Annotated in this window: 22 protein-coding genes; 19 read left to right on the top strand and 3 right to left on the bottom strand. The window is 63.3% G+C overall.

The features are described 5' to 3' along the window. The first annotated feature begins 7 nt into the window (after nt 1-7). The 8 genes from pyrF (at nt 8) to metK (ending at nt 7666) form a co-directional block, all read left to right on the top strand. Nucleotides 8-877 (top strand): orotidine-5'-phosphate decarboxylase, encoded by an 870-nt coding sequence (gene pyrF, locus ACUY2Y_RS09995; protein WP_448326148.1) that lies wholly within the window; start codon nt 8-10, stop codon nt 875-877. Nucleotides 878-1100: 223 nt separating this feature from the next. Continuing rightward, complete coding sequence (gene mihF / locus ACUY2Y_RS10000; RefSeq protein WP_210573428.1) at nt 1101-1421, top strand: integration host factor, actinobacterial type; 321 nt, start codon at nt 1101-1103, stop codon at nt 1419-1421. Between the two features lie 3 nt (nt 1422-1424). Next, nucleotides 1425-2015, top strand: a complete 591-nt coding sequence (gene gmk, locus ACUY2Y_RS10005; protein WP_448326150.1) for a guanylate kinase — start codon at nt 1425-1427, stop codon at nt 2013-2015. Nucleotides 2016-2021: 6 nt separating this feature from the next. Then, the gene (gene rpoZ, locus ACUY2Y_RS10010) at nt 2022-2333 is read left to right on the top strand and encodes a DNA-directed RNA polymerase subunit omega (RefSeq protein ID WP_204211912.1); all 312 of its coding nucleotides are present in this window, start codon (nt 2022-2024) and stop codon (nt 2331-2333) included. A 256-nt stretch (nt 2334-2589) separates the two neighbouring features. Further along, nucleotides 2590-3291 carry a DUF3558 domain-containing protein gene (locus ACUY2Y_RS10015; RefSeq protein WP_259899872.1) on the top strand — a complete coding sequence of 234 codons (702 nt, stop codon included), beginning with the start codon at nt 2590-2592 and terminating at the stop codon, nt 3289-3291. Nucleotides 3292-3454: 163 nt separating this feature from the next. Further along, nucleotides 3455-5074, top strand: a complete 1620-nt coding sequence (locus ACUY2Y_RS10020; RefSeq protein ID WP_448326153.1) for a hypothetical protein — start codon at nt 3455-3457, stop codon at nt 5072-5074. 24 nt (nt 5075-5098) lie between these two features. Beyond that, nucleotides 5099-6349 (top strand): bifunctional phosphopantothenoylcysteine decarboxylase/phosphopantothenate--cysteine ligase CoaBC, encoded by a 1251-nt coding sequence (gene coaBC, locus ACUY2Y_RS10025; protein ID WP_448326154.1) that lies wholly within the window; start codon nt 5099-5101, stop codon nt 6347-6349. Between the two features lie 102 nt (nt 6350-6451). Next, nucleotides 6452-7666: a methionine adenosyltransferase gene (gene metK / locus ACUY2Y_RS10030; RefSeq protein WP_210573418.1), complete on the top strand. Its 1215-nt coding sequence runs from the start codon at nt 6452-6454 to the stop codon at nt 7664-7666. Here the strand turns inward: metK and ACUY2Y_RS10035 are convergent. From ACUY2Y_RS10035 to ACUY2Y_RS10045, 3 genes are all read right to left on the bottom strand, one after another. Further along, nucleotides 7663-8631, bottom strand: coding sequence for a hypothetical protein (locus tag ACUY2Y_RS10035; RefSeq protein ID WP_448326156.1), 969 nt, complete (start codon nt 8629-8631; stop codon nt 7663-7665). The genes metK and ACUY2Y_RS10035 overlap by 4 nt on opposite strands. Further along, the gene (locus tag ACUY2Y_RS10040; RefSeq protein ID WP_296145050.1) at nt 8632-9015 is read right to left on the bottom strand and encodes a hypothetical protein; all 384 of its coding nucleotides are present in this window, start codon (nt 9013-9015) and stop codon (nt 8632-8634) included. 104 nt (nt 9016-9119) lie between these two features. Further along, nucleotides 9120-10058, bottom strand: a complete 939-nt coding sequence (locus ACUY2Y_RS10045; protein ID WP_448326158.1) for a polysaccharide deacetylase family protein — start codon at nt 10056-10058, stop codon at nt 9120-9122. A gap of 159 nt (nt 10059-10217) precedes the next feature. Here ACUY2Y_RS10045 and ACUY2Y_RS10050 point away from each other — a divergent pair, with 159 nt between their 5' ends. The 11 genes from ACUY2Y_RS10050 (at nt 10218) to uvrC (ending at nt 22138) form a co-directional block, all read left to right on the top strand. Beyond that, on the top strand, nt 10218-12245 hold the full coding sequence (locus ACUY2Y_RS10050) for a primosomal protein N' (protein WP_448326160.1): 2028 nt from the start codon (nt 10218-10220) through the stop codon (nt 12243-12245). A 29-nt stretch (nt 12246-12274) separates the two neighbouring features. Continuing rightward, nucleotides 12275-12775, top strand: coding sequence for a peptide deformylase (def, locus tag ACUY2Y_RS10055; RefSeq protein WP_210573408.1), 501 nt, complete (start codon nt 12275-12277; stop codon nt 12773-12775). A 36-nt stretch (nt 12776-12811) separates the two neighbouring features. Then, nucleotides 12812-13738 carry a methionyl-tRNA formyltransferase gene (fmt, locus tag ACUY2Y_RS10060; protein ID WP_448326162.1) on the top strand — a complete coding sequence of 309 codons (927 nt, stop codon included), beginning with the start codon at nt 12812-12814 and terminating at the stop codon, nt 13736-13738. Continuing rightward, nucleotides 13735-15234: an RsmB/NOP family class I SAM-dependent RNA methyltransferase gene (locus tag ACUY2Y_RS10065; RefSeq protein ID WP_448326164.1), complete on the top strand. Its 1500-nt coding sequence runs from the start codon at nt 13735-13737 to the stop codon at nt 15232-15234. The genes fmt and ACUY2Y_RS10065 overlap by 4 nt, the downstream gene beginning before the upstream one ends. 9 nt (nt 15235-15243) lie before the next feature. Next, entirely contained in the window at nt 15244-15906 is a 663-nt protein-coding gene (rpe, locus tag ACUY2Y_RS10070; protein WP_448326165.1) for a ribulose-phosphate 3-epimerase, read from the top strand. A gap of 25 nt (nt 15907-15931) precedes the next feature. Beyond that, the gene (gene ribD / locus ACUY2Y_RS10075; protein ID WP_448326167.1) at nt 15932-16951 is read left to right on the top strand and encodes a bifunctional diaminohydroxyphosphoribosylaminopyrimidine deaminase/5-amino-6-(5-phosphoribosylamino)uracil reductase RibD; all 1020 of its coding nucleotides are present in this window, start codon (nt 15932-15934) and stop codon (nt 16949-16951) included. Next, nucleotides 16951-17544 (top strand): riboflavin synthase, encoded by a 594-nt coding sequence (locus ACUY2Y_RS10080; protein ID WP_448326169.1) that lies wholly within the window; start codon nt 16951-16953, stop codon nt 17542-17544. The genes ribD and ACUY2Y_RS10080 overlap by 1 nt, the downstream gene beginning before the upstream one ends. A 5-nt stretch (nt 17545-17549) precedes the next feature. Beyond that, nucleotides 17550-18797, top strand: coding sequence for a bifunctional 3,4-dihydroxy-2-butanone-4-phosphate synthase/GTP cyclohydrolase II (locus tag ACUY2Y_RS10085; protein WP_448326171.1), 1248 nt, complete (start codon nt 17550-17552; stop codon nt 18795-18797). 55 nt (nt 18798-18852) lie between these two features. Beyond that, entirely contained in the window at nt 18853-19371 is a 519-nt protein-coding gene (ribH, locus tag ACUY2Y_RS10090; protein WP_448326172.1) for a 6,7-dimethyl-8-ribityllumazine synthase, read from the top strand. A 119-nt stretch (nt 19372-19490) separates the two neighbouring features. Beyond that, nucleotides 19491-20045 carry a PH domain-containing protein gene (locus tag ACUY2Y_RS10095; RefSeq protein ID WP_448326174.1) on the top strand — a complete coding sequence of 185 codons (555 nt, stop codon included), beginning with the start codon at nt 19491-19493 and terminating at the stop codon, nt 20043-20045. Between the two features lie 11 nt (nt 20046-20056). After that, nucleotides 20057-22138 carry an excinuclease ABC subunit UvrC gene (gene uvrC, locus ACUY2Y_RS10100; RefSeq protein WP_448326176.1) on the top strand — a complete coding sequence of 694 codons (2082 nt, stop codon included), beginning with the start codon at nt 20057-20059 and terminating at the stop codon, nt 22136-22138. Nucleotides 22139-22141: the final 3 nt, after the last annotated feature.

The raw sequence follows: 22141 nt of genomic DNA on the forward strand, positions 1-22141 counted from the left end.
CTAGAGAATGGGCCACGACGATAACCAGAGCACCCCGCGAAATTTCGGTAATCGACTCGTCGAGGCAGGGGAGCGGTACGGCCGCTTGTGCGTCGGCATCGATCCCCATGAGGCACTCCTCGACGCTTGGGGGTTGAGCCCGGATGTCGACGGTCTGCGGGAGTTCTCCCTGCGCTGCGTGGAGGCCTTTGTCGGCCACGTCGCGCTGATCAAGCCGCAGGTCGCCTTCTACGAGCGCTTCGGTTCTGCAGGTTTCGCGGTCCTCGAGGAGACGCTGTCCCAATTGCGGGAGAGCGACTCCCTCGTCGTGGCCGACGCCAAGCGTGGTGATATCGGTTCAACCATGGAGGGTTACGCCTTGGCATGGCTCGACGATAATTCCCCGCTGTGCTGTGATGCTGTCACGCTCACGCCGTACCTCGGGGTGGGATCGCTCACGCCGGCCATTGAACTAGCTGGCCGGGAAGGACGCGGTGTGTTCGTCATGTCCGCCAACTCCAACCCGGAGGCAGAAGGCTTCCAGTCGCAGACGCTCAGCGAAAGCGGTGTGTCCGTGGCGCAGCAGATGGTGGACGAATGCGCTGGATATAACGTCGATAAGCGTGCGCAAAACGGCCAGTCCGGCTCCGCGGCCGGGCACGTGGGGCACGTTGGTGTCGTTGTGGGCGCGACGGTGAAGAACCCGCCGCGTCTCAACGCGCTGAATGCTCCGGTGCTCATGCCGGGCGTCGGTGCCCAGGGCGCGACAATGGAGGACGTTGCCCGGATTGCTGGCGATCAGGCCCACCTCGTCTTTCCGAATGTCTCCCGCTCAGTGTTGTCCTCTGGGCCTGATATCGCTGAGCTGCGCAAAGCGGCGAAAACGCTGGTAGTGTAGCGCTAAACCGACCCTCAAATTCTGTGTGATGAAAACTGCTGGTAGGTTATAGGCGTCGATGCGATGACGTGGCAAAACAAGACGTCAAACATCGTGTCTAGAACCGCTCAGTGGTACAGTTATCCCACGTCGACGAGTTGCAACTGTGTAATTCTTTTGCGACAGTGTCGAATCGGTTCATAAGCTGGATCAGAACTTAACCCCTAACACATTGGAGGAACCAGTGGCCCTTCCCGAACTGACCCCGGAACAGCGCCAGGAAGCTCTCGCTAAGGCTGCGGAAGCACGCAAGCAGCGTGCTGAGCTGAAGGCATCCCTGAAGCGCGGCGACACGAACCTCAAGGAGGTTCTCGCAAAGGCTGAGTCTGACGAGATCATCGGCAAGACCAAGGTCTCGGCTCTCCTCGAGGCTCTGCCGAAGGTGGGCAAGGTCAAGGCACGTGAGATCATGGAGGAGCTCGAGATCGCTCAGACCCGTCGTCTGCGCGGCCTGGGTGACCGTCAGCGTCGCGCTCTGCTCGAGCGCTTCGGTTTCGGGGAATAATCGGTGACAAACGTGAATGGGAAGGGCCGGCTGGTTGTTTTGGCTGGCCCTTCCGCCGTTGGTAAGTCGACGGTGGTCGAGCGCCTCCGCAAGGAAGTGGAGGACCTGTACTTCTCCGTCTCCATGACCACGCGCGACCCGCGCCCGGGCGAAGTGGACGGCAAGGATTACTTCTTTGTGTCCCCGGAGTCCTTCCAGGAGCGGATCGATGCGGGCGAGATGCTCGAATGGGCTGACATTCACGGTGGCCTGCAACGTTCCGGCACTCCCGCCGCACCCGTGCGTGAAGCCCTTGATACCGGCCGTCCGGTCTTGGTCGAGGTCGACCTAGTCGGCGCCCGCAATATCAAGGAGATTATGCCGGAGGCCATCACGGTCTTCCTCGCCCCACCATCCTGGGAGGTGCTCGTTGAGCGCCTCACCGGCCGCGCGACGGAAACCGAAGACGTGATCGCGCGTCGTCTCCAAACGGCCCGTGCTGAGCTCGCCGCTCAGGACGAGTTCGATGATGTCATTGTCAACAACGATCTGGATGAGGCTGTGCAGGGGATCAGTGATATTCTCTTGTGCGTCCAGCGTCCAAACAACGAGTAGGTGTGAGTGAGCAACGTGACCAACGATCTTGCTAATTCGGCGGAGACCGCCGACGTCAACGAGCAGGTGTACGACGCGCCTGAAGGCATCACGGCCCCGCCTATCGACGAGTTGCTGACCAAGGTGTCCTCCAAGTACGCCCTGGTGATCTTCGCGGCCAAGCGTGCCCGCCAGATCAACAGCTACTACCAGGAGCAGGACGAGGGCGTGTTCGAGTTCATCGGACCCCTGGTCACTCCGCAGCCGGGCGAGAAGCCGCTGTCCATCGCCCTCCGCGAGATCGAGCACGGTCTCCTGGAGCACGAGGAAGGCCAGTAAGGCTTCCCCCCATTTTCACCCCCGTAAAAGCGGGCTACGCGACCGATTTTTGGTCCGTAGCCCGCTTTTTCTTGTCCTCCGCCCCCTTCTCTAGCCCTCTGACCTGCGGTGTTGGTCGCGGCCATCCCGATGTCTACTGAAGTAGACATCGTTTCGTTTTATTTTTGCTTGACTCATGTAATCCTTGTGTCTGTCGGCCAGCACCACTACGAACACAGGCGACATCCACCGCACTGGGGGGACGGAGGAAATGGGAATGTCACGGCGCACGACGCATAGTTGGGGGACTACGTCTGCCCGCGCATTCCTTGCCGCTTGGGGGGCTGTGTTGGTAGCGGTGCTGGCCGGCTGCTCGTCGGGAGGATCCCTCACGGTGAATCCCGCACCCGCTCTCAACTCCGCTGTCGCCGAGACCCAGCACCCATCCGCTGAATCCGACGTCAGCTCATCCACCGCACCAAACCCAACCACCCCATCCGAAGACGACCCACCCGCCTTCCACTTCGAAAGCGGCGACGTTGTCCTCGGCGACTTCGTCTACGACGACGTCAAAGGCAATATCTTCAACCCCTGCGAAGAAATCTCCCCCGAGGAGTTTGCCCGCATCGGGTTTGAGACGGAGGGGGAGAGTAAGCGGTCGGAAACTAAGGACATCTACTCGTGCTTCTTGGATAAGCCTGGTGATACTAGCGGACTGAGCTATGTCGTGATCGGTGGATCAGCCAATCTCATGATGGCGGTCGATCAGGGCGCAATCGTCGAAACTGGCGTTTCAGACGTAGTCCCGAGTGTCTACTCTTACGGTCCGATCGGCGTCGAAGCCGATATCTGCTACGCCGCGGTTGATACAACCCGGGGTCAGTTCGCCGCAGCAGTTGGGGGTATCGAAAATGTCTACGACCATGACGAACTCTGTAATCGTTCCATCGAAATACTAGAAGCGCTTTACCAAATATAGGCAATTAATCGGGGGGAAAATGAGACTTGAGACAAGTGATGTACAAAGTGCTACTGCCAAACTCGTAGACGCTAGGGAGAAATTGTCGAATACTTTTTTCCCATTAACTAGCGTCGGCATCAGAAGCTTTTCTGCAGTATCTGGTCTGGACGAGTCAGGCTCGATGCACAGTACGATTCGATCCGATAACGAACCTGAAGCGACGAAAGGGCTGGCGCAGCATCTTGCCAATGCCGTCGACCTTCTCACCGCGCAGCTGACGGGCTATCAGATGGCGGACAACAGCTTCGCGGATGTGCTGGGGAATGTCGGGCAATCGGTGATGGGGAAGAGCCTGGAAGCGGTCATCGAGAATGTCAGTACCGAGCAACCTACGGTGAACAACTTCACCGCGACGAATCCGGTGGCGGGAAAGCCATTCAGCTTGGATACGTTGAATACGGAGCTGATTGCTACTGACGTGGCGTCGATGTCGGGAATGTCGACGGACTGGGCGGACACGGCAGCAACGATCGGGGAGGCGCTGTCATATATTCCTGGTGCTATCGCCGACCTGCAGGGGTCGTCGGAGACCGAGTCCATCGCGAAGGCGATCGAGAACCTCGGGCAAATCGAGACTGCGGGCGGCGAATACATGGCTAATGCCAGCGCGCTATCCACGCACACCGCGAGTCTGGTCACAGTGACCGAGGCGAACGCACTCCAAGTCGCGGCGGCGCTCGCAGTAGCGCGTGCGATACCGAATGCGAGTCTGGCCAAGACATTCGAGGAAACTTTCCTGACTGCATTTTCACCGAAGCTCACCACCGAGCTCGTGCCAGTGACACCGCTGTTCACGCAGCTGTTGCCAGAGCTGGGTGCGCCGAATGGGAACGGAACAAATCAGTCGGGCACGGCCGCGGCGGGAACGCCGACGTTTGAGGACACCCCGCTGCCCAAGATCGTGCAGCAGGCGCTGTCGAATGCCGGCTACAGGGATTTGGCCTACGCGTCGACACCGAGCCAAGTCGTCGAGCAGTTCGGGCGGCCGAACCCGGATATGCTCCAATCCATCGCGGCGGGAGCGACACCGACGCAGGCAGCAACAGCGGCCGCACCATCAATGCCGCCGTCACTGACAGGTCTCACTGGCGGTGCCGGCGGTGGCGCTGGTGTTGGAGCAGGTGGTGGTGCTGGTGCAGGCTTGCCGGGCATGGGCCAACTGGGCTCGCTGGGAGCCGGTGCAGGAACCGGACTTGCTGGTGGCGCTGGCGCTGGTGCTGCGGCAGGAATTGGCCCTGGAGGTTCGGGCGGGGTTGGCGGTCCGGCGATGGCACCGCTGGGCGGTGCGGGTCGTGGGGCGGCAGGTAGTGCAGGCGGACTAGGAGGAGCACTTGGCGGCGCACGTGGTGGTGCGGGCCTATCTGGTGCTGCGGGCGGTGGTCGCCTGGGTGGTGTCGCTGGTGTTGGTGCTGGCGCTGGTGCGGTTGCAGGACCGATGGGAGGATTCGGTGCTGGATCTGGTGCGGGCATGGGCACTGGCGCTGTCGGCCAGGGCAGCAACACGTTCGTCGGTGGAGGACAGACAGGCAACGGTGCAGGCGCGCGGGGAGCGGTAGCCGGAGGGCCGGGCATGTATGGAGCTGGTCATCGCGGGGCAGGCGCGAACAGCGGCAAGCGGGGAAAGGTGCAAGCAGTGACATCGGCGGTCGAGCGTGAAGGAAACTTGAAAGCACTGCTTGGTGAGGCACCTGAAGTGGTGCCCGGGGTCATCGGGGACTGGGTCCGGCAGCCCCGGACCTAGCGGTGGTGGGTAAGCTCGGGGGCCATGAGCCCAGAGCCCAGTGAGAACACGAAAACACCCCGCAACGTCGTCGTCGGAGTCGCGGGCGGAATTGCCGCGTACAAGGCATGCCACCTCGTCAGAGAGTTCACCGAGGGCGGAGACAGCGTGCGCGTTGTGCCGACGCCGGCGGCGCTGAATTTCGTTGGGGCGGCGACCTTCGAGGCATTGTCAGGTCACCCGGTGGACACCGATGTGTTCTCACGCGTGGACGAAGTGCAGCACGTTCGCGTGGGCAAGGACGCGGACCTCATCGTCATCGCGCCGGCGACCGCGGACACCATTGCGCGGATTGCTGCGGGACGAGCCGACGATCTGTTGACGGCAACGGTGCTGGTGGCTACCTGTCCGGTCGTGCTGGCGCCGGCGATGCACACGGAGATGTGGGAGAACCCCGCCACGCAGGACAATGTGGCGACGCTGCGCCGTCGCGGCATCGTGGTGCTGGAACCAGCGCACGGACGTTTGACTGGAACGGACACCGGGCCGGGCAGGATGCTCGAAGCCGCGCAGATCGCCGAGATGGCGCGCACCGTCCTCGAGACCGGTTCGTTCGGTCTTTCGCTGCAGGGCAAGAAAGTCGTCATCAGCGCCGGCGGCACGCAAGAGAATATTGACCCGGTGCGCTATATAGGCAACCGGTCGTCCGGACGCCAAGGCTTCGCGCTGGCCGACATCGCAGCCCACCGCGGGGCCGATGTCACGATCGTGGCTGGCGACACCGATGCACTGGACACCCCGCCGGGGGCGGAGATCATCAAAGTGCAGTCCACACGCGAAATGAAAGAAGCGGTGGACCAGGCAGCAGCGGATGCGGATATCGTCATCATGGCGGCGGCTGTGTCCGACTACCGGCCGGAGCATGAAGCGGACTCGAAACTGAAGAAGGGCGAGTCCGACGATGCGCTGGCCACCCTGCACATGGTGGAAAACCCGGACATCCTCAAAGGCCTCGTCGAAAAGCGCGATGCGGGCGAGACTGCGGCGACGATCGTGGGCTTTGCCGCGGAGACGGACAACCCGCTGGAATACGGCAAGGCGAAGCTGGAGCGCAAGGGCGCAGACCTGCTCATGGTCAACTCCGTCGCCGGTGGTGCGGTATTCGGTGAATTGCGCAACAGCGGCTGGCTGATCGGCAAGGGCGGGAACGTCGAGGAAATTCCGGACGGTCCGAAGCACGTGGTAGCTGCGCGGATCTGGGACGGAATCGAAGCGCTTTCTTTAAACAGACAGTGAGGTTGTCTTCTTTAGACAGCTTGGTCTATTGTTGTGTGCGCGCCGCGCACGACGCGGGTCACGCTATGAGACAGCCGTCTAAGACAAAGGACCGACCACACGATGACAGACCCCTTCTACCGCCTCTTCACCAGTGAATCCGTCACTGAAGGGCACCCCGATAAAATCTGCGATGCCATCTCCGACACCATTCTGGACGACATGCTCGCCCAGGACCCGTTGTCGCGCGTGGCCGTAGAAACGCTGGTGACCACCGGCCAGGTTCATGTCGTCGGTGAGGTGACCACGAAGGCGTACTCCAATATCGCCAAACTCGTGCGTGACAAGCTCGTCGAAATCGGGTTCATTTCCTCCGAGGTCGGCTTCGACGGCCGCACCTGCGGCGTGAATATCTCCATCGGCGACCAGTCCGCCGAGATCTCTGACGGCGTCACTGACTCGCTCGAAGTGCGCTCGAATACCTCCACCGGGGAAGAGGACCAGTCCGGTGCCGGCGACCAGGGCCTGATGTTCGGTTACGCCACCGACGAGACCCCGGAATTCATGCCGCTGCCGATCTCTACCGCGCACCGACTCTCGCGCCGCCTCACCCAGGTGCGCAAAGAAGGGGTTGTTCGGGGCCTGCGCCCAGACGGCAAGACACAGGTGACCTTCGCTTATGACGGCGACACCCCCGTGTATCTCGACACCGTGGTCATCTCTACCCAGCACGACCCAGACTTCACCGGCGCAGAGCTAGAGGCCGCCCTGCGCGAGCATGTCCTCGAGTGGGTGCTTGAGGATGCCGGGCTGGCTCACTTCCTGACACCGGACACCAAGCTGCTGGTCAACCCGTCCGGTTCCTTCGTGCTGGGCGGCCCGATGGGCGATGCGGGCCTGACAGGACGCAAGATCATCGTGGACACGTACGGCGGCATGGCCCGCCACGGCGGTGGCGCCTTCTCTGGCAAGGACCCGTCAAAGGTGGACCGCTCCGCGGCGTACGCGATGCGTTGGGTGGCGAAGAACATTGTCGCAGCAGGCCTGGCTAAGCGCGTGGAGGTCCAGGTCGCTTACGCGATCGGTCGTGCGACCCCGGTCGGCCTGTACGTGGAGACCTTCGGCACCGCAGCTGAAGGCCAGACCAACGAGACGATCCAGCAGGCAGTAGAAAAGGTCTTCGACCTGCGCCCGAGCGCAATCATCCGTGAATTGGATCTGCTCCGCCCGATCTACTCGGATTCCGCCGCCTACGGCCACTTCGGCCGCACCGACGTGGACTTCCCGTGGGAGGCACTGGACAAGGTCGACGACCTGAAGTCGGCTGCCGGGCTCTAATCCTTCGGCCGGTAGGGGTTCGTCTCCTCGGCGGAATCCCCTTCGGTTCGTCCAGGCTGCTCACGTGTGCTGGACGGACGCGCTTCCGCTGTGTCGGCGGAGGCGCTGTTTTCGCGCCACTGCTCTTTTTCTGCTTCCGACTTGCGGTAATTGCGCAGTGCGATGATTCCCACAACAATGCCGACGACGATGGGCACCCAGATTTTCGAGTACTCCATCATGAGCTGCACCCACTCGGGAAGCGGCGGCAGCGACGGCAGATTGGGCAGGTCGATATTCGGCGTCGGCAGCGTGACCCGAGGAAGATCAGGCACAGGCAGGTCGACATGGGGCAGCGTGAATTCAGGCAGCTTCCAGTCCGGCAGGAATTGCGACAACCAGTCCAAAAATCGACCGATCAGGGGGCTCAGGACAAGCACGGCGATCGCCCAGCCGGATTTACCGAGTCCCTCGATGATGGGAATCGCTGTGCGCCGGACGGGGCTGGACTGCATCATCGCGCGGCGCCGTTCGCCGCGCGAACCAGCAGGCGGATCGAATTCGACGACCGTCGAGCCCTCACGGAATTCAATCTGCAGGATGTCCTTGAAGGTGTTCACCTGCAACCGCAGGTGCGGCTTGGAACGGTCTGTGCCGAGGCTGACAAAGAGCTCGAGCTTGTCCTTCTTGCCCGGGCCACGCAGGGGTAGCCGGGCAGTGCCTTGCTCGATTCCGTCGTACTGGTGCTGCACCTCACCGTCGACAAGCACCTGCAGGCGCAAAGGGGGATTCTTCCTGAACTCGCCGAGACGCGTCCACGGTTTCGCGTCGGCGGGTGCGCGTTCGCCGGCGTCCGGGTCATCTTTGAATTTCTCTGGAGGTTCGCCCGGCCAATCGGGGTCGGCGGCGAGGAAATCTTTGTCGAAGCCGGAGCGCACCTCGATGCGCCCATAATCGGGATGGTCGAGTACCCAGGTCTCTAGCACTTAGTCATCATCCCCGGCGGTTCCAGCCAGCAGGCCCGCGAGATGGCCGAAAGCGGCGGCGATGATGATGACAGCGATGAAGTAGATGACGGCGTCGTTGAAATACAGCAGCTTCGCGACCATGAACGCCAGGCCCGCGATAAACGGCAGGGACCAGGTCGGACGGTACGTCCAGCCGTCGATGAAGCCGAACAAAGCAGCGGTACCCAAGATCAGTCCCGCGGTTGGGGCGCCGGCGTTTTCTTCGCCGACAGCCGGAATCAGCACCAAAGGGCCGAGCAAGTACACCGCGAACATCACATACGGGGTGACCTTTTGCCAGCCTCGACGCTTAGGTTTTCCGTCATTTTGCTTATCGACGAATACCGCATCCGATTCACTCATGCCCCGAACTTATGCGATCGAAAAAGTAGATTCAATGCGACTGGCCGTGTGTTTGCGCACACGGCCAGGGGAAAGCAATGAGGTGGGTGAGGGGGAGTGATTCGTTATTCGGCCCTGGTGTAGGTGCGACCCGGCTCCGGCTGGATCATCTCGTCCAAGGTGACTGGGCGGAGACCCTTCGCACGGAGTCCGTCAATGATGCAGGCGGCGGCATCCACGGTGCTGGGGTGGATATCGTGCATGAGAATGATTGAGCCTGCCTGGGCATTGTCCACGGCATTGCGGCAGGTGATGTCCGCATTGCGGTTCTGCCAGTCGGCAGTGTCCACGTCCCAGAGTGCCAGCGCCATGCCGCGCTCACCGGCTATAGCGGCAACACGGTCGTTCGTCGCGCCGTAGGGCGGGCGCAGCCAGTGCGGCTTGGTGCCCAATGCCGATTCGATGGCACGGCTGCTCTCGTCGAGTTCGCGGCCGACTCGATCCTCGGGGATCGCGTTGAGCGGCGGGTGGTTGTACGAGTGATTGGCTACCAGGTGCCCCTCATCGCGCTCGCGGCGGAGAAGGTCCGGGAAAGCGTCAGAATTGGTGCCGATCGCGAAGAATGTCGCCTTGACATCCTTGCTCTTCAGAATGTCGAGCAGACGCGGCGTCGTCTCCGGCGACGGGCCGTCATCGTAGGTGAGCGCCACGGTGTTCGTGCATGCAGGCGGGGTCTCCGGTGCTGGCTTCTTACGGCCATTGGTGTCGAAGCACATGGAGGGTTCCTTCGGCAGCGGCTGCGTGCGCGGATGCGGGGTCTGCTGAACCGGGCGGAGACCCTCCGGGATCGCCTTCTTCATGTCGGGAGGCAGAGCGTCGTATGCCTGGCGCATGCCGTTTTCAACACCAGAGGAGATGTTGTGCGATACCTGCGAACTCAACGCGGCAGGATCCGGATTCAGTGATGGACCCGGATTAGCCGACAGCGGCCCAGCGGTAGCGGGGCCAGCCAGCATGACGGTGGTGATCAGAGCCAACGAAGAAGCGATAACGGAGCGTTTCACAGCTAAAGCGCACTTTCCAACGACGAACGACTGAAACCGAATTGATTATGCGTCTCGTGCACTTTTTTGGCAAGCATTTACACGCGATTTTCAGGGTAAAAGTCCAGGTAACAAATAGGTCACGATGATGTGGTCGCTGTGGCCGTTACACTTTGGTGCATGTCAGGAAGCTCCAACAGTGCCCCCGCCGCGGCCAACCCGGTCGCGCACGTGCTGCCACTTTTGGGGTTGCCGCACCTGGACCGTGGCTTCGACTACCTGGTGACCGAAAGTCAGTCGGCTGATGCCCAACCGGGGGTGCGCGTGCGCATCCGTTTCGCGGGCAGGCTCGTCGACGCGCTGGTGCTCGTGCGCACCGCTGAGTCGGACCACGACGGCAAGCTCCGTTTCATTGAGCGTGTGGTCTCGCCGGAGGTGGTCTATCCGCGTCAGATGCGCGAACTCGTGGACGCGTTGGCTGACCGTTATGCCGGGACCCGCTCCGACATCATCCGTTTTGCGATTCCTGCCCGCCACACCAAAGCAGAGTCGACGGACACCGCAACGCCGTGGGAGGAGCTCGGCAGCGTGGAAGAACCGGACCTGTCGGGGTGGAGCGCTTATTCCCACGGCGAGTCGTTTGTCGATGCGGTGGTCGGCGGCACTGTCGCCCGTGCTGCGTGGCAGATTGCGCCTGGTGATGACTGGGCAGATGCACTGTCCGCATTGGCGGCTAAGATCGCGGCCGACGGTGGCGGAGTGCTCATTGTCGTGCCGGACCAGACCGATGTGGACCGAATGCACACGGCACTTCGGCAGGTTGTGGGCCCGCGCCAGATCACTACTCTCACTGCCTCGCTCGGCCCGCAGGCACGCTACAGCCGTTTCCTTTCAATCCTGCACGGCCAGGGGCGTCTCGTCGTTGGTACTCGTTCCGCCGCGTTCGCGCCGGTGGAGAATCTGCGGCTGGCAGTGGTCATGTTCGACGGTGACGATTCGCTCGTGGATCCCCGTGCCCCGTACACGCATGCTCGGGAGGTGCTCACAACACGGTCTGCGGTGGAGAAATGCTCGCTGATCATCGGCGGTCATGCTCGCACCGCCGAAACGCAGCTCTTAGTCGAGTCCGGTTGGGCGCACGATCTCATCGCCCCGCGCACGAGCCTGCGAACGCGCTCACCACACATTCACGCCGCTGGCGACAGCGATTTCGAACTGGAGCGCGATCCACGGGCTGGCGCTGCACGTCTTCCATCTGTCGCTTTCGAAGCGGCGCGGCGCGCGCTCAACGACGACAAGCCAGTGTTGTTCCAGGTGCCCCGGGCCGGGTATGTCCAGTCTTTGGCGTGCGGGAATTGCCGTGCCCCCGCGCGGTGCCGCGCGTGCAACGGTCCGCTCGGGCTGCCGTCCGGCAATGAAGCCGCCGCGCCGACGTGCCGGTGGTGCGGGCGAATGGACAGCGCTTATGTGTGCGCGAATTGTGGTTCGCACCGGTTGCGTGCCGTGGTGGTGGGAACGCAGCGTACGGCGGAAGAACTGGGACGTGCCTTTTCGCCCCATAAAGTGATTGCGTCATGGGGCGAGCGCATTCACACAGAGGTGGATGATAAGCCGGCGATCGTCGTGGCCACTCCTGGTGCTGAGCCGCGCGTCGCCGACGGCGGTGCGTACGGCGCCGCGATTCTGTTGGACACATGGGCGTTGCTCGGCCGGCCAGACCTGCGCGCCGCGGAGGAGACCATGGCGAAGTGGATGGCGGCGGCCACGCTGGTCGCTCCGCATGGCAAAGGCGGGGAAGTGGTCGTGGTCGCTGATGCAGCACTCCCAGTCGTCCAGCATTTGATTCGCTGGGATGCGGCAGGCCATGCGGCACTAGAGCTCGCCCAGCGACGCGAGGTGCGCTTCCCGCCGGCTGTGCACATGGCGGCAGTGGATAGCCCGCGGGAGTCACTGAACGATTTCCTCGACCACATTGACCTACCCGCAGAAGTAGACATTCTCGGTCCCGTCGATCTTCCCGCCGGTGTGGACCTGCCCGGTGAATGGGACCGCCGCACCGCCGGGCAGGCTCAGCGTGTCCTCATCCGTACCCCGCTGTCCACGCGCACAGCGCTGGGCAAAGCGCTTCGTGCGGCAGCGGTGAACCGCGCGACCCGCAAGCAGGATCTGCCGTTGCGGATCCAGGTGAACCCGATGCACATCGGCTAGCGCTCGTGCGCCACGTAGACTGGGCTGCCATGACTGTCCGTCCCATCAGGATCTTCGGTGATCCGGTTTTAAACACGCAGGCCGCCCCCGTCGAGCTTTTCGACGACGCGTTGCAGCGCCTCGTCCACGACATGCTCGAGACCATGGACGATGCCGGCGGCGTCGGGTTGGCTGCCAACCAGATCGGTTTGACCAAGCGGGTCTTTGTGTACGACTGCGACGGCATGCGCGGCGCATTGATCAACCCGGAATGGACGCCGATCGACGACATGGTGCAGATCGGCCCGGAAGGCTGTTTGTCGATTCCTGATCTGCAGGCTGATGTGGCCCGCCACGAGACGGTGGTGGCGACCGGCCGGGACGAATTCGGGCGCCCCGTGACGTTGCGCGCCAACGGTCTGCTCGCGCGTTGCATCCAGCACGAGACTGACCACTTGGACGGCGTGCTCTTCTTGCGGCGGCTTGAACCCGAGGTGCGGAAAGAAGCAATGCAGATGATCCGCGGTATGGATTGGTTCACGGGCGAGTAGCGAGCGAGTAGGAGAGAGCAGGAGGAAGGCAGAAACATGCGTGTGGTTTTCGCGGGAACACCGGAGCCGGCGGTGGTGGCGTTGGAGAAGCTCATCGCCTCGGAGCATGAAGTGGTGGCTGTACTGACGCGTCCTGACGCTAAGAAGGGGCGCGGTCGCACGTTGCACCCGTCGCCGGTGAAGGCCCTGGCGCAGGAGCACGGAATCGAGGTTCTCACTCCGGAGAAACTCAAAGGCAATGAGGAGGTCAAGGCCACGCTTGAAGCCCTCGCGCCCGATGCGATTCCGGTCGTGGCATACGGCAACCTCATTCCGGAGGATTTCTTGGACATTCCCACGCATGGGTGGGTGAACCTGCATTTCTCGTTGCTGCCGCGTTGGCGCGGCGCCGCGCCGGTGCAAGCGGGAATTCTGCACGGCGACGAATACAGCGGGGCGACGACCTTCCGCATCGATGCGGGCCTGGATACCGGCGATATCTTGCTGCAGGAGCCGGAGCGCATCGAGCCGACTGATACGGCGGATGACCTGCTGACCCGGCTTGCTTATTCCGGCGGCGATCTACTCGTGCGCACGATGGACGATCTCGCTACCGGGCACGCGACTTTCACTCCGCAAAAGGGGGAAGAGACGTATGCGCCGAAGATCAGCAAGGACGACGCCCGGGTCGATTGGTCCGCTCCTGCCGCGGAGATCGACCGCACGGTCCGCGCATACACCCCGGGGCCCGGTGCATGGACCACGCTGGACGGGGACCGTGTCAAGGTCGGGCCTGTAAGCATCGATTCCGCCGCCGAGAAACTGGCCCCGGGGCAGGTCGCTGTGAGCAAATCTGCGGTCCATGTTGGTACTGGCACCGAAGCTGTGGCGCTCGGCCAGATTCAACCCCCGGGCAAGAAGATGATGGCCGCGGCCGACTGGGCGCGCGGTCTGCAGGACAATGAAGGGGTGGCATTCGAGTGAGCGGAGGTTTCCGGTCCCGCACCAAGCGCGCGAAGGAACAGGCTGCGCAAGAAGCGATTCACGGGGAGAAGAAACATTCGCCGAGGCGTGACGACGGCGCGCGTCGCCCCCGCCGAGCCCGCGATTCCCGCGATTCAGGCGAGCCCCGTGGCAGGAATGCCGGTGTCGGAAGTATCGGCGATCCGGCTCGCCAAGCCGCTTTCGACGCGGTGCTGCGGGTGGAAGTCGAGGATGCATTCGGCAATTTGGTCCTGCCTCAGATTCTCCGGGAGCGGAAGATCACTGGGCGCGACGCGGCATTCGCCACAGAGATCGCCTACGGCACGCTGCGCACGCTCGGTGTTCTCGACGCAGTGATCGCCAACTGCTCGTCCCGGCCGCTGGACGGCCTCGACCCGGCGGTGCTCACCGCTTTGCGCCTGGGCGCGTACCAATTGCTGTTCACGCGTGTCGACGACCACGCTGCGGTAGATACCTCAGTCCGTCTCGTTGCGGCCGCGGGTGCGGAAAAAGCGAAGGGCTTTGTCAATGGCATCCTGCGCACGATATCCCGCACGAGCGTCGAGAAGTGGATGGACAAGCTCACCCCGGACGGTGAGATCGCAGCCGTTGCGTTCCGCACGGCGCACCCGGAATGGATCGCGCAGTCTTTCGCCCGCGTCGTCGGGATTGGCGAGCTGGAGGAAGCTCTCCAGGCCGACTCGCAGCGCCCGATCGTTCACCTCGTCGCACGCCCGGGCGAGATGTCGGCAGAGGAACTAGCGCTGGTCACCGGTGGGGAAGAAGGACGCTACAGCCCGTACGCCGTGTACCTCGACGAGGGCGGAGACCCAGGTTCGCTCGAGCCCGTCCGCGACAAGATGGCCGCTGTGCAGGATGAAGGCTCGCAGCTCATTGCCCGTGCTGTGGCCGAACTGCCTGTCGCCGACGATGGTGGACGCTGGCTCGACTTGTGCGCGGGGCCGGGCGGCAAGGCGGCACTCGTGGGCTCGCTGGCTGCCATCGACGGCGCACGCGTTGACGCGATCGAAGTCAGCGCGACCCGCGCGGACCTGATCCGGAAATCCACTGAAGGAATGCCGGTGACGGTTCACGTCGCCGACGGCCGCGACCCGGGGCTCGAGCCGGGATACGACCGCGTGCTCGTCGACGCTCCGTGCTCCGGGTTGGGTGCGCTGCGCCGCCGCCCCGAGGCCCGGTGGCGCAAGAGCGAGGAGGACATCGCGGAGCTGACTAAGCTGCAGTCCGAGCTTCTGGCCTCCGCCGTGCGGTTGGCCAAGCCTGGTGGTGTCATCGTGTATTCCACGTGCTCGCCGGATGAAAGGGAGACGCGGGGGATCGTCGATAAGCAGCTCGCTGCAGGCGATGCCGACGAGCTCGACGTGCGTGACGTGCTGCCGGAGATGGGCGATCTCGGCCCGCACGTGAGTGCACAGATGTGGCCACACCGCCACGGCACCGACGCGATGTTCCTCGCCGCCCTGCGAAAGCGATAGTCTGGGGTCATGATCTACATCGCCCCGTCGATCCTCGCCGCAGACTATGCCGATCTTGGTGCTGACGTGCGCAAAGTGCCGTCCGCTGACCTGATCCACGTCGACATCATGGATGGCCACTTCGTGCCCAATCTCTCCTTCGGGCCCGACGTGACCAAAGCCGTCGACGGCGTGACTGACCAGTTCCTGGACATCCACATGATGATCGAGGAGCCGGAAACCTGGTTTGAGACCTATATCAAGTCTGGCGGCGACCGTCTCGTATTCCACATTGAGGCGACCGATAACCATATCGCCGCGGCGAAGCAGATCCATGACTTGGGAGTTCAGGCTGGATTCGCCATCAAGCCCGGCACCCCGATCGAGCCGTACCTCGACGACCTCGAGCATTTCGAGCAAGTCATGATCATGAGCGTTGAACCGGGCTTCGGCGGCCAGAAATTCATGCCTGAAGTGCTGAGCAAGGTCGCGGCCGCGCGCGAACGCATCGAAGAAGCTGGCTTATCGACGATCATCGGCATCGACGGCGGCATCGCCCAATCCACGATCGCCCTGGCGGCCGAAGCTGGTGTGGACGCCTTTGTCGCAGGCTCCGCGGTCTTCGGCGCCGAAGACCCGGCCGAGGCGGTAGAGACCCTTCGTACTCTCGCTACCGCGGCCTCCGAGCGTTAGCATGACCGCACACTTTCACGCGGACATGTCTCCGGCTGTTCAAGCCGCGATGATCGCCGCAACGAATGCGGGCCAACGTGTCCGTGGAACGACGAGCCCGAATCCGCCTGTTGGCTGCGCACTTTTCGACGACGCGGGCATCATCGCCACCGGAGCTACCGAACCCGTCGGCGGCCGGCACGCTGAACGCGTCGCCCTCGATGCCGCTGCCGCAACCGCGCCCGAGCGTGTCCGCGGCGCATCGCTCGCCGTCACCCTCGAACCCTGCAACCACACCGGCCGGACAGGCCCATGCGCCGAAGCCATCATGGAGGCAGGTATTGCGCACGTCTATTTCGTTCACCGCGATCCACACCCGCTCGCCACGGGAGGTGCAGAGCATCTCCGCGCCAGCGGAGTGCAGGTCACCGAAGTGAGCTACCCAGTCGACGGTCTCGAGCCGTGGCTCGACGCGACGGTGTACGACCGCGTGTCCGTCACCGCGAAATTCGCCGCCACCCTCGACGGTTTCACCGCGGCATCCGACGGCACGAGCCAGTGGATCACCTCCGACAACACCCGCCAATACACGCATTTCGACCGTGCAATGCGCGACGCGATCGTCATCGGGACAGGCACCGCCATCGCCGATGACCCATCGCTCACCGCCCGCGACCGCGACGGATCCTTCCTTGAGCACCAGCCGCGCAGGGTCGTTGTCGGCACACGGCAAGTGCCCGACGGAAACCTGACGCGCCTCGGCTTCGAGCAATACGCCACCCCACAGGAAGCCTTCGATGCCCTGTATGAATCCGGCGCCCGCGATGTCCTCGTCGAGGGCGGCCCGACGCTCATGCGCAGCGTGTTCGAGCTCGACGTCGTGGACCGCGTCCACGCCTACCTCGCGCCCATGCTGCTCGGCAGCGGACGGGGTCTGCTCGACGGGCCACTCGCCGGCACGCTTGCCGACGCCCACCGCTTCGAGCTGTACGACGCCTTCTCCCTCGGGGACGACGCCGTCGTCGAATTGCGCCGCCCGCGACCACACGACAAGGAGAGCGACTAATGTTCACAGGCCTCGTGGAAGAAATCGGCACCGTAGAAACACTTGAGCAGTTGGATAACGCTGTGCGCCTGACAGTGTCAGGTCCGACCGTCACCTCCGACGCCGCACCTGGTGACTCCATCGCCGTCGACGGCGTGTGCTTGACCGTCGTCGATTCAGTCAACGGAGTGTTTACCGCGGACGTGATGAAGGAAACGCTCGACCGCTCTCGACTCGGCAGCTACGAGTCTGGTTCGCGCGTCAATCTCGAACGCGCTGTGTCCGTTGGCACGCGCCTGGGCGGGCACATCGTTCAAGGCCACGTCGATGGAGTAGGCGAACTCATCTCCCGTGCGCCCTCCGAGCACTGGGACGTCCTGCGTTTCTCCCTGCCGGCAGCGCTTTGCCACTACGTCGTTGAGAAGGGTTCCATCGCGATCAACGGCACCTCCTTGACTGTGTCAGCGGTGGGGGAGGACTATCTCGAAGTCTCCCTCATCCCGACAACGCTGCGGGACACCACTTTCGGAGAGCTCACCGTGGGCGAGACCGTCAACTTCGAGGTCGACGTGGTGGCCAAATACGTTGAGAAAATGGTGGGGGTCTACCATTAGTCCTCATGACGGACACCCTGCGACTCGATTCAATTGAAGAAGCTGTTGCGGCGGTCGACCGCGGTGAAGCGGTCGTTGTGGTGGACGACGAGGACCGCGAGAACGAGGGCGACCTGATCTTCGCGGCCGAGCACGCCACCCCGGAGCTCGTCGCGTTCATGGTGCGCTATTCCTCTGGTTATATCTGCGTGGCCATGGACGAAGAGGCAGCCACGCGCCTCGACCTGCCACCGATGGTCGCCGTGAACGAGGATGCGCGCAGCACTGCCTATGCCGTCACCGTTGACGCGGCTACCGGCACCACCGGCATTTCCGCCCGTTGTCGCGCGGAGACGATCCGTCGCCTTTCCGATCCAGCCTGCACCGCCGCGGATTTCACCCGTCCGGGCCATGTCGTGCCGTTGCGGGCCCGCCGCGGCGGGGTGCTCGTCCGTGACGGGCACACGGAGGCATCGGTGGACCTCGCGCGGCTCGCCGGGTGTCAGCCGGTCGGCGCGCTGTGCGAGATCGTCTCCGAAGACGACCCGACGGACATGGCCCGCGGTGACGAGCTTCGCCGTTTCGCCGACGAGCACGGCCTGAAGATGATTTCCATCGCCCAGCTCATCGCGTACCGCCGCCGCGCGGAGCGCATTGTCGAGCGCGTTGTCTCGACGACGCTTCCCACCGAGTACGGGGACTTCACTGCGTACGCATACAAATCGCTTATCGACGCCTCCGAGCACATCGCCCTCGTCCACGGCGACGTTTCCGGCGGTGCAGACGTCCTCGTCCGCGTGCACTCAGAGTGTTTGACTGGCGACGTGTTCGGTTCGCGACGCTGCGATTGCGGGCCGCAGCTGCACGAGTCGATGAGGATCATCCAGGAGGCCGGCCGAGGCGTGATCGTCTATCTGCGCGGCCACGAAGGCCGCGGCATCGGTCTGGCCGCGAAGCTACGGGCATACCGCCTGCAGGAGGACGGCCTCGACACAGTCGACGCCAATCTCGAGCAAGGTCTTCCAGCTGACGCGCGCGAATATTCCGTCGCCGGTCACATTCTCGCTGACCTCGGCCTCGCCTCGATGGAGGTGTTGTCGAATAACCCCGCTAAGGTGGAGGCGTTGAGCGGTTACGGTCCGGTCGTTCTGGGCCGGACACGCGTGGAAATCGCACCTTCGCACAGCAACATCAAGTACCTGCGGACCAAGCGAGACCGAATGGGACACGACCTCCCTGTAGTCAAAGAATGGGATAAGGCGCATGGCATCTAAGATGGGGTTGTACGACTCTTCGCCGAAGATGTTCGAAACTGATTAAGGAGCAACCATGATTTTCGGAGCGCCCGACACGTCACCGGATAAGATCGACGCGAAAGGCATGCGTGTCGCCGTCGTCGGAACCGAGTGGAACGCTGAGGTCGTGGACCACCTGATCCAACGCGCAGTGGAGCTGGCTGAAGCAGCTGGTGCCGAGGTCCATGTGTTCATGGTCTCCGGCGCAATGGAGCTCCCGCTCATGGCGCAGGCCGCCGCCAAGCGCTTCGACGCTGTGGTGGCTCTCGGCTGCGTCATCCGCGGCGAAACCCCGCACTTCGACTACGTCTGCCGTTCCGTCACCGACGGCCTCACCCGCGTCGCCCTGGACATGTCTGTCCCGGTCGGCAACGGTGTCCTCACTGTGGACACCTACGCGCAGGCGATGGACCGCACCGGCGGCCCGGACGCCCATGAGGACAAGGGCGCAGAGGCATTCGCCGCCGCTGTCGGTGCGGCCAAGGTCATGGAAGAAATCGAGCGCTTCCCGCTGATGAAGCTCACCCGCGGCGACGCTCACGACGCCTGGTAAAAAGACACCGCAGTAACAGGGCTGGCTTTCGCAGTCAGCGACACAGCGGCGGGGCACACGCGACCATGGCCCCGCCGCGCAGCACTTGCGCGAGAAAAGGAACGACAAAGGGGAGACACGTGGTCAATGAGGTAGCCAAGGCCGAAAACGGAGGCAACGAGCACATCCCTGACCGCGACCGCGATATTGCCCTTTTCAACGCACTCGACCCGCACGCGGTCACCTCGACCAAGCCGTGGGAAGTTGAAATCGCCTCGAAATACCTGCGTCGCGTTGCTCTCGCCGCCGTCATCGTGATCATGGCGGCGCATATCTTCACCGGCGTGATGGTGGACGTGGAATTCACGGGAGCGGCGATCACGACCGTCGATAAGTTTGCTTTTCCGGCGATCGGGCTGATCCTGTCCGTGCTCGTGTGGCTGGCGCTCACCCGCCCTCGCGTCCGCGCGAACGAGGACGGGGTGGAGGTCCGCAATATCATCGGGACCCGCTTCTACCCGTGGGTCGTCGTCTACGGCCTGTCGTTCCCGCGCGGCTCACGCATGGCCCGCCTCGAACTCCCTGAATTTGAGTACGTCCCGCTGTGGGCCATTCAGTCAGGCGATAAAGAGCGCGCTGTCGAGTCGGTGAAGGAATTCCGCCGTCTCGAGGCCCGCTACATGCCGGAAGACTAGGGGCAGTCGCTGTGGTCAACCCAGCTACCTACCGCCCCGCGCCCGGGACGATTCCCACCGAGCCGGGCGTGTATAAATTCCGCGACGGCGCCGGACGCGTCGTCTACGTCGGCAAAGCGAAAAATCTCCGCGCCCGCCTGAACAACTACTTCCAGCCGCCGGAGCAGCTCCACCCGCGTACCCGCCAGATGGTGTTTACCGCTTCCAAGGTGGAGTGGACCGTCGTCGCCAGTGAAGTCGAAGCGCTCCAGCTCGAATACACCTGGATCAAGCGGTACGACCCGTGGTTCAACGTCATGTACCGCGACGACAAGACGTACCCGATGCTCGCCGTCAGCGTGGGGGAGCGCTACCCGCGCGCGTTCTTCTACCGCGGTCCGCGCCGCAAAGGCGTGCGCTATTTCGGGCCGTTCTCCCACGCCTGGGCTGTACGCGAAACGCTGGACCTGCTCACGCGAGTCTTCCCCGTCCGAACGTGCTCCAACGGCGTCTTCAACCGCCACGAGCAGCTCGGGCGGCCGTGCCTGCTCGGCTACATCGACAAGTGCTCCGCGCCATGCGTGCAGCGTGTCGACGAGCCAGAGTACGACGAGATCGTCTCCGGCTTCATGGGCTTCATGTCTGGCCGTACCGACGACGTCGTCAAAGGGCTCACCAGCCAGATGATGGAGGCGAGCGAGAACCTCGAATTCGAAAAAGCGGCGCGGCTGCGCGACGACCTCGGTGCCGTCAAGAAGGTCATGGAGCGCCAGACAGTCGTGCTCAGCATCGACACAGACGCCGACATCATCGCCTTCGACACCGACGAGCTCGAGGCCGCCGTGCAGATCTTCGCCGTGCGCGAGGGTCGGATCCGCTCGCAGCGCGGGTGGGTCGTCGAGAAAACGGGAGACGAGCCGGGATCGCTCACACGGCTTGACGACGGCGAAGCCGATCCCGCCTTGCCCGCCCTCATGCAGAATTTCCTGGTGCAGCACTATTCCGATGCTGTCGAACGCATGGAGCAGGAAAAAGCCGAGGATGAACGGCTGGCGGCCAAGAAGGTCCGGCGCCGCGGTGTCGACCAGGAATCGCACGAGAAAATCCGCCCGCCGATGCCTGTCCCACGCGAGATTCTCGTTCAAGTGATGCCGGACGAGCCGGAAGAGACCCGGGCACTGTTGGAACAGCTCCGCGGCGGCCCCGTCGAATTCCGCGTCCCGCAGCGCGGCGACAAGAAGGCGCTCATGGAGACAGTCCAGCGCAACGCCAAGGAATCGCTGCGCCAGCACAAGCTGAAGCGCGTCGGCGACCTCACCGCGCGGTCGCAGGCACTCCAGGACATTCAAGACGCCCTCGGCATGGATGACGCACCCTTGCGCATCGAGTGCACCGATATCTCCCACATTCAGGGCACCGACGTCGTCGCCTCGCTCGTCGTCTTCGAAGACGGGCTGCCCAAGAAATCCGACTACCGCCGCTACCGCATCAAGGAAGCCGCGGGCGACGGCCGCAGCGATGACGTGGGCTCCATCGCCGAGGTGACTCGCCGGCGCTTCAAGCGCCACAACCAGGACAAGCTGGCCAACCCGGAGGACCCGGACCTCGACGAGACCAGCTTCACCGACGAGGAACTCGCCGACGCTTCCACGGAGACCACCGACAACAAGCGGTTCGCGTACCCGCCGCAGCTGTTCATCGTCGACGGCGGCAAGCCGCAAGTCACCGCCGCGCAGAAAGTCTTCGATGAGCTCGGCATTATCGACGTCACCCTCATCGGTCTCGCTAAACGCCTCGAAGAAATCTGGGTGCCCGACGACGATGAACCCCTTATCTTGCCCCGCAATTCCGAAGGCATGTACCTGCTGCAGCAGATCCGCGACGAAGCGCACCGCTTCGCCATCACCTACCACCGGCAGCAACGCTCCAAACGCATGCGCGCGTCCGCCCTCGACGGGATCCCCGGCCTCGGTCCCGCTCGTCGCAGCGACCTAGTCAAACATTTCGGCAGCGTGAAAAAGCTCAAACAAGCCAGCGTCGACGACATTGCAGAAGTCAAGGGGATTGGTCCCAAGCTCGCGGAAACGGTGTACGAGCATCTGCGGAAAAGCTGACGT

The sequence above is a fragment of the Corynebacterium sp. 20-84 genome (assembly GCF_053479455.1).